Raw genomic sequence first — 7,637 nt, 5'->3', positions numbered from 1 at the left:
GCTCCGCTCTCGCTTCGCTTCGTCCCCCCTCGACCGCTTTATCAATATAGCGGAGGTTTCCAAGCTCTGTCAACTGGTAATTGAAAGTAATTTTGCATATGCCTGGTTTTGATGAGGAGAAGCATCCTTGTGAGCGACTCATAATCGCGACTAGCCATAGATCCAAAGCAGCGATAGGTTGTGAGCCTGACTCTTCTGAACACGTATAGCTGTGTTCAGAAGAGCATGATGAACACAGCTATATCACAGAGCTTTAGAGCAAAGCAGGGAGTAGAGCATCTTGTAGCAGGGCAAACGCATACTCTCAGATAGTCAAGAGTGCATGAGAGTATAGACATTGGATTTTTATCCATCTTCCGTTGCCCCGACATCAGTCGATGTTGGCTGGCTCAGGCACCAAGCCTATGGGTTGCGCCTGAGCCATCTCCTGCTTCATAGGAAGGACGCGGGGTCTTGCCATCACACAATGATGATGGTTTCGTCTGGAATCAGGAGTGCTATCACTTTCACCCAGCCCAAGAAGCACTCCTACAGCATTTGAGGGTTGAGAGCGGCAAACAAACGCTCAATTGTGTTATGAGATTGAGATGCCGCCCGATAATGGTAGAACTTGCCGCAGCCATTCTTCCTTGGCTGCGGCAAGTTCTACCATTATTGACTCAGCTATCTCCCCTGCACGCGCAGAGGCTCAGGGCAATGACATCGAGTAATCGATTCTTTACTCGCGGGTCTTCTAGATGTTTGAAGTGCTCTATCAAAGACACAGAGGACTAAGATGGCTGGAACATGAGTGGTGTCCCAAATTATCACCACCGATCTTCACATCTAAAAGTATGCGTTTGCCCTGCATCTTGCAAGTTTTAATCAGCTGTCTCTGCTTCTTACGGTAGGATCAGTGAGGCGTGTATTTAGGGAGAAGCGATCGTGGCAAGAACTGCCTCAACAATGTTGGCATTGGGAACTTCGGCTCCTGACTTTCAATTGCCGGACGTGGTGACGGGGGCAACAATCTCACTGGCAACTTTTGCAGGGAAGAAGGCGCTGTTGGTAATGTTTGTTTGTCAGCATTGCCCCTTTGTCATTCATGTACGGGAAGAGCTCGCTAGGTTGGGGAAGGACTATAGCGATCGCAATGTTGGCATAGTTGCCATTAGCGCTAACGATGTCGCCAATTATCCGGATGATTCGCCTGACCACCTTAAGGCAATGGCAGAGACGTTGGGCTTTACATTTCCTGTTTGCTACGACGAGAGCCAGGAGACTGCTAAAGCTTACACGGCAGCCTGTACACCCGATTTTTTCTTGTTTGATGGTGAGGGCAAGCTTGCTTATCGAGGACAGCTAGATGATAGCCGTCCGGGAAATGATAAACCCGTGAATGGTCAAGATTTAAGAAAGGCGATCGATTCCTTACTGTCAGATCAGCCAACTCTTGTGGACCAAAAGCCTAGTATCGGCTGCAACATTAAGTGGAAGCCGGGAAACGCACCGGATTATTTTGGGTAAAAAACAGATTGCGAAGGCAAGCTTTGTTCAACCGAGTTACAGTTTCAGCTGAGGCAGGTCTGCAAGCAACGTTGTAGCAACGTCGGCAGCTTGCAGACCTGTGGCTTCGATCGGATAAATTTTGACGTTGCGGCGTTGCAAATCGTAGGTATAAGTCTTATCGTAGTAGCCCAGGATAATATCAAAGGCTTCCGTTAGTTGATTGGATTGAATCAGCTCGATCGCTTCTTTGGTGCGCTGCCCGCCTAGCCTTTTTTGGATGCGCATCGTAGCACTAATCAAATCTTGACGATCGGCACTTCCATAGACTTGAACTAGCGTTGATAGACGTTCTGAACGCGATCGCTTAATTTCTAGCACGGTAGCTTGATTCATCTGAAGAAACAAAGATTCGGGGACTCGGCAGGTGCCAATGCGATTGCTTTCCGCCTCAATCCAAACAGGCTGGTTGGGATCAAAGGCTGCCCAACGTACCGCAATTTCATTTTCAAATTGCTCATTTGTAGGCTGAGGCGGCAATCCTAAGCTGCCATAGCTGCTGCCTCGATGGCTGGCTAACCCTTCCAGATCCAATACCTGCGCTTTTTTGTGATGCAGAGCCGCAAGGATGTTGGTTTTGCCTGTACCCGTCATACCGCCCACGATCAGAATGGGTTTGGGTGGCTCGAAAATGGCGATCGCCCAGCGGCGAAACATTTTGTAGCCACCTGCTAGCGTGATTAACTTAAATCCTGCGGTTTCTAGCACCCAGGCGACTGCGCCACTTCGCATCCCACCCCGCCAACAGTGAATTCGGACGTGGCGATCGGGAGAGAGCTGTTTTGCATCGGCAATAAACTGGGAAAACTTGGGTCCTGCGATCGCAAATCCCAACTCCACAGCTTCATCTCGCCCCTTCTGCTTATAGCAGGTACCCACCTGGGTGCGTTCTGCATCCGTAAATAGAGGAAAACTGACGGCTCCTGGAATATGCCCTTGCTGATATTCAGCGGGACTACGCACATCAAGAATGATACCTGGTGCGCTCAAAAAACTCTCTAAAGACGTTTGAATCAAGTGAGCTAAGCTGTTCTGCTGAATGAGACCAATACTAATCTACTCATAATCTTGTACACATTGCCGATAGGCGGAAATCTGCAATTCGCGCGAGATCAATGCACCTACCAACAATCCCTCGATCGCAGTGCTAATCTCTAGATCCGAGCAAGCTCCATAGAAGCTGTTATTTAGCAACTAATATTTTCTTGTTACTGCTCTCACATAGACAGCCAAAATACTTCTAGGTAGAACAATTAATACTTGCAATGATTACTCTCGCCAATGCCGCAGCAAAAGAATCCTTTCTGCCGACCATGCGTGAGTTGGCACGGGCTTATCAGGTGTTTTCTGCCTGTTCGGAGACCCACCTGCGCCAGCTCGATCTGACTCCGGCTCAGTTTGATGTCATTGCCACATTAGGAAACACAGCAGGTATGTGCATGGGAGAGCTAGGTGAAAAGACGCTGATTACAAAAGGAACATTAACTGGAGTAATCGATCGCTTGATACAAAAACAATTAGCGGCGCGAGAAATCCCAGGAGATAATCGTCGTAGCGTCATTGTGCGGCTCACGCCAGCCGGAGAGAAGGTATTCGAGCAAGTCTTTCCAGCTCATATTGCTCATTTAAAACAGCGGTTTGAGCAGCTTGAACCTTCAGAACTGGAGCTGCTTAGGGTTCTGCTAAGTCGCCTCCGCCAAGCTTTTCAACCTGGATAGGAGCGTTGTGTTTCTTGACAAGCTCAGAAATCATGTGATAGTTTTAGACCATACAGTTCTAGTAAGTACAGTTTTAACCCGTATAGTTTTAAACAAGGATTTTCTGAAGAAGGAAGGATGTATGGAGCAATTCCCAACTTTATTTATTTCTCATGGCGCACCTGATCTATCTACCCACGAGGGGGAAGCACACAGCTTTCTGAAGCAGTTGGGTCAGCAGTTCCCAAAACCTAAGGCAATTTTGGTGGTTTCAGCCCACTGGAATACTTCTCACCCAACCGTGAGTAGGGCACTACAACCTCAGACAATCCATGACTTTTCTGGTTTTCCGGCATCGCTGTATCAACTGACCTATCCTGCACCCGGTGCACCCGATTTGGCAGACCGAGTCGCGACATTGCTGAATCAGCACAGTTTATCGGGGACAGTTCACTCTAATCGCGGCTTAGATCACGGCGCTTGGGCACCGCTACTCTTGACATATCCAGAGGCAGATATTCCCGTCACTCAGCTATCCATTCAATATGATGCAGATCCCACGCATCATTTGCGCGTTGGGAAAGCGCTAGAACCGCTGAGACGGGAAGGGGTATTAATCCTTGCTAGTGGCGGAGCCACCCATAACCTGCAAGCATTTGGCGCTAGCAGCGATGCGAATCCGCCCACCTGGGTCAAGAGGTTCGATGAGTGGCTGGCGGCGACGATCGCTCAGCATGATCTTGCTTCACTACTCAGCTATCGTCAGCTTGCGCCCTATGCCAAAGAAAATCACCCAACAGATGAGCATCTGCTACCGCTATTTGTGGCGTTGGGGGCAGCAGGGGGAACTGCAAAAGGAACCCGCCTCCACAATAGCTATACCTATAGCGTGTTTAGCATGGCAGCTTATGCCTTTGACTAGGGCTATATGGCAACCGCCAAGGCGGTTAGGACAGGGACATTTTTGGTGGGGCGCGAAGCGCCCCACCAAAAATGTCCGAAGCAAACTGGCGACAGTTATAGCTTCGAGTTTAGATTAATGGCGATCGCCTCCATCCCATTCACAGTCACCATCAGTTCGCCCTTAGCATTGACGATCATTGGCTCAGGTAAAGCTTCTTCTGCGATTAGGTTGCGATATTGTCCCGCAGGTAAGTTAGTCTGAAACGTTTGAGTTAGCAGCTGGTTCTCACGATTGATCACCACAAACCCTTGACTACCACGACCGAAGGCAATTTGATTATTGCCATTACTCCACCAGTGAGTTACGGGCGCATCAGGTGCAACCTGATTGCGAAATTTCACCATAGGGGCGATCGCTCTATGGCGATGTTCGCAGACCCACTGCTTCAAGCAGGTGGTTTGACCGTTCACGTACACTGCATCAGTTTGCCCTTGAGCATTAGCAGGAGGACCTTGATCAGAATCTGTGAAAACATAGCTAGACATCACCTGCGGCGTGCCATAGGGAAACGCCAGCATAAAGACATTGGCAAGATCGTAGAGTTTGCCGTTTTTATAGGTTAGATAGGTGCCTCCACCCGCATGTCCGCGCTGCTTGTCGTGGTTGTCGATAAAAACGATCGCCTTTTCGTTAGGCATCAGCCCCCAAGCTTCACCCAAGGTCTGGAGCTGAGACAAGGTTTGACCGCCAATGCCAAGGAATTTTGCCCCCAGAAATTTCCCATACTCAGATTCAATGACCTTGCCGTTGGGATAATATTCGCTTTTACGAACAGCTTCATTCCCAGGATCAATGACTTCCTGATAGATAAACGGCTTGACATTTGTGGCGTTTTGCAGCAACTGAACGATCGCCCCGATATCTTGCGTGTCCATGTGCTTAGCCGCATCTACTCGGAAGCCATCTACACCCAGATGCACCAAGTCTGCCAGGTAATTAGCAATTTGCCGCCGCACTTTGGGCGAACTGGTATCTAAATCAGCTAAGCCTACTAGCTCGCACTGAGTCACTTCTTTATGAATGCCGTAGTTTTTAATGTTGGCTTTACAAGTATGAAAATCACTGGGCTGATACAGACCTGGATAGTCATATTTGGTGAAAACGGAACCCGCGCTGCCTACGCCACCCTCTATACCTGCCATGTGGTTAATCACCGCATCAGCATACACTTTCACTCCTACGGCATGGCATCGAGCAATCATTTGGGCAAACTGAGAGCGATCGCCACTGCGGCTGTTGATCTTGTAACTGACAGGCTGATAGCGCTGCCACCATGGATTTTGGGGAGCCAGAATATGCTCAGTAGCGGGCGAAACCTGTACCGCACCATAGCCATTGGGCGCTAAGAAGTTCTCGCACTCTTGCGCCACGTCATCCCATTTCCATTCAAATAGGTGAACAAAGACAGAACGCTCGGAAGAAGAGGTTGGGACTGGTGAAGACACAGATGAAGATACCGCGAAGAAACCATCAAAGCTTTTGGAGGTCAGCAACAGGGGCAACACCAAAAAGCTGAAGAATAATGCACTACACCAGAATTTCTTAAACCTCATGAGATCTAGCAGTCAGACATGATAGATAGCTAAATAGGGCGATGCGTCAACCATCCCAGGTAATGCAGTATTCCCGCTCTGTAAGCTGAAATCCCATATCTTCCATTGCCATCACGAGCTTGACTAGACTGGAGAGGGTTTTGAGCCTAAATATTTTCGATACGCTGATTTTGCATTCTTTATAACGTTGCGCTTCAAAAAATCAGCATATAAAGGCTTGATATGAAGTGAATTGTAGGCAAGATGCGGCAAATCCTGACGCTTTGTGAACACTACAAATACTTCGTTGGCAAAAACAGGCGCATAGCCTTGAGTGAAAAACTTGAACAGTAAGGCCCCCGTGCGATCGCCCTTACCTTTGTGCACTACCGCCCAAGATGCCGTGTCTCCGCGTAAAAACGCATCATAGCTGACGATAGACCGAGGCACCGCAGCTCGAAAAATTAGAGGAGCAGCGATCGTTTCCTCAGCTTGGGCTTGCTGCTGAAGAAACTCAGCCGTCATTTTCCAGGCTGGAGAATCAAACGTGGAAGCCAGGGAGCTTTTTTGATATTGCAGCTTTGCTGGAAACACCTGCATATAATTGAAAGCCAGCCCTAGAATTCGGGCATCTGGATTATTGGGAAAAAGCTCCTGTAGTGAAGCAGTGCGACAAACCTGAAACGCAAATTCCGTGAAGACGCGATCGCTTTTCAGCACTGCACTAGGAATAAACCCGTGGTAAAAGCGAGAGCCTTGGTCATTATGGAGAATGTCTAGGGCGATCGACTGCCCATTGACTGCAACAGTCAGGCTATTGAGAATGTCTGGAGCCACAAGATGGGTATGCAGAACCCGAAACTCAATTACCAAGTCAGTCTCAGGGTTAATTTGCAGCGGTAGATCCAGGGTGGCGATCGTGCCAGGACCCATCCAGCGGAAGCCACCTAGCTCTGGCGATCGCTCTCGGCGCTGCCAGCCCGAACCCCGCAGAGGTTCAGCGAAATTGTAAGAAGTCTGCTCAGAGGTAGGAATCCGCCGATCTGCATAGCGCTGGTTGTAGTGCTTGTCGAGCAGTTTAGCTAGCGCTTCTGAAGAGATCGGCTCTGAAGAAGGCGGTTCTGCCTGACTCAGGTACTTTTGCCGCAAATCTTGCTCCATCTGATCAAACCGCTGCTCAAAAATATCTTTGGCGTACTGATAAAGCTCGATATCGTAAGCGCTATTTTCCTTAAGGACTTCTAGCGTTGTCGCCGGGATTTCATCTAGCGGGCTTTTAGATTTAGCAGCATTCTCTCGGCGCGTATTGATAATGGGATTCCAGCCAAAAATATAGGATAGGAGATAGAGCGAATCTTGAAACCGCTCTACCAAACCCACGAAGGCGCACTGATCTAAACTTTGCTTAGCAAGCTCAAAGATTTCGTCAGGTGGCGTTTGCGACAAATCAAACTTGATTAGCTTAGCCAAATAATAAGTTTGCAAATTTTTCTTGAGGCTGCCTGCTGGGAGCTTATGGGCAAACTCCTCTAGGGTCATGTCTTTGACAGCTTCATAAAAAGGATCTCCCGGCATTCTGCGGATGTACTCGTAGTGAGAAATGACGCGAGCGATCGGCTCTCGCAGCACAGTCACGTTAATCATCCGCTTACCAGGAGGCAGCAGTTCCGGCAGATTTGTGTAGGCTAAGTGCCCACGAAACAGGCGATATTTTGCAAACTCCTCGGATGGAATAGGCTTGATTTGCGCATTCAGAGTCGCAGGGCAGGTTTCCTCGTCCCGAAACTGATCTTCGACGATCGTTCTAAAGGTCATGCCTGCGGTTTTAGGGATGTGCGAGAAGTTCAAAACATCCTGAGGTTGCAATTGATATTGCGCCGGAAAATTTCTCATGAATCA

The 7,637-nt window shown here is 48.8% G+C and carries 6 protein-coding genes; 3 read left to right on the top strand and 3 right to left on the bottom strand.

Annotated elements, in window-relative coordinates; all coding sequences use genetic code 11:
* Positions 1-924: 924 nt before the first annotated feature.
* Positions 925-1,506, top strand: coding sequence for a thioredoxin family protein (locus tag AC5JMP_RS02245; protein ID WP_495849798.1), 582 nt, complete (start codon positions 925-927; stop codon positions 1,504-1,506).
* Positions 1,507-1,542: 36 nt separating this feature from the next.
* On the opposite strand, the gene mnmH is transcribed toward AC5JMP_RS02245, so the two are convergent.
* The gene (mnmH, locus tag AC5JMP_RS02240; protein ID WP_495849797.1) at positions 1,543-2,562 is read right to left on the bottom strand and encodes a tRNA 2-selenouridine(34) synthase MnmH; all 1,020 of its coding nucleotides are present in this window, start codon (positions 2,560-2,562) and stop codon (positions 1,543-1,545) included.
* A 248-nt stretch (positions 2,563-2,810) separates the two neighbouring features.
* Here mnmH and AC5JMP_RS02235 point away from each other — a divergent pair, with 248 nt between their 5' ends.
* Together AC5JMP_RS02235 and AC5JMP_RS02230 are read left to right on the top strand one after the other, a co-directional pair.
* Positions 2,811-3,263, top strand: coding sequence for a MarR family winged helix-turn-helix transcriptional regulator (locus AC5JMP_RS02235; protein ID WP_495849796.1), 453 nt, complete (start codon positions 2,811-2,813; stop codon positions 3,261-3,263).
* A gap of 121 nt (positions 3,264-3,384) precedes the next feature.
* Positions 3,385-4,164 carry a DODA-type extradiol aromatic ring-opening family dioxygenase gene (locus tag AC5JMP_RS02230; protein WP_495849795.1) on the top strand — a complete coding sequence of 260 codons (780 nt, stop codon included), beginning with the start codon at positions 3,385-3,387 and terminating at the stop codon, positions 4,162-4,164.
* Between the two features lie 95 nt (positions 4,165-4,259).
* Here AC5JMP_RS02230 and AC5JMP_RS02225 read toward each other — a convergent pair whose 3' ends face one another.
* Positions 4,260-5,651, bottom strand: a complete 1,392-nt coding sequence (locus AC5JMP_RS02225) for an alpha-amylase (protein ID WP_495849794.1) — start codon at positions 5,649-5,651, stop codon at positions 4,260-4,262.
* A gap of 231 nt (positions 5,652-5,882) precedes the next feature.
* Positions 5,883-7,631: a hypothetical protein gene (locus tag AC5JMP_RS02220; protein WP_495849793.1), complete on the bottom strand. Its 1,749-nt coding sequence runs from the start codon at positions 7,629-7,631 to the stop codon at positions 5,883-5,885.
* Positions 7,632-7,637 lie beyond the last annotated feature (6 nt).

This window comes from Drouetiella sp., assembly GCF_059504425.1.
The sequence above is the reverse complement of the archived record's forward strand: the minus strand, read 5'-3'. Positions and strand labels throughout refer to the sequence as shown.

What these genes read in the sequence shown, in the direction of transcription:
- AC5JMP_RS02235 (WP_495849796.1), top strand. Translation starts at nt 2,811, where the DNA reads ATGATTACTCTCGCCAATGCCGCAGCAAAAGAATCCTTTCTGCCGACC.
- AC5JMP_RS02230 (WP_495849795.1), top strand. Translation starts at nt 3,385, where the DNA reads ATGGAGCAATTCCCAACTTTATTTATTTCTCATGGCGCACCTGATCTA.
- AC5JMP_RS02220 (WP_495849793.1), bottom strand. Translation starts at nt 7,631, where the DNA reads ATGAGAAATTTTCCGGCGCAATATCAATTGCAACCTCAGGATGTTTTG.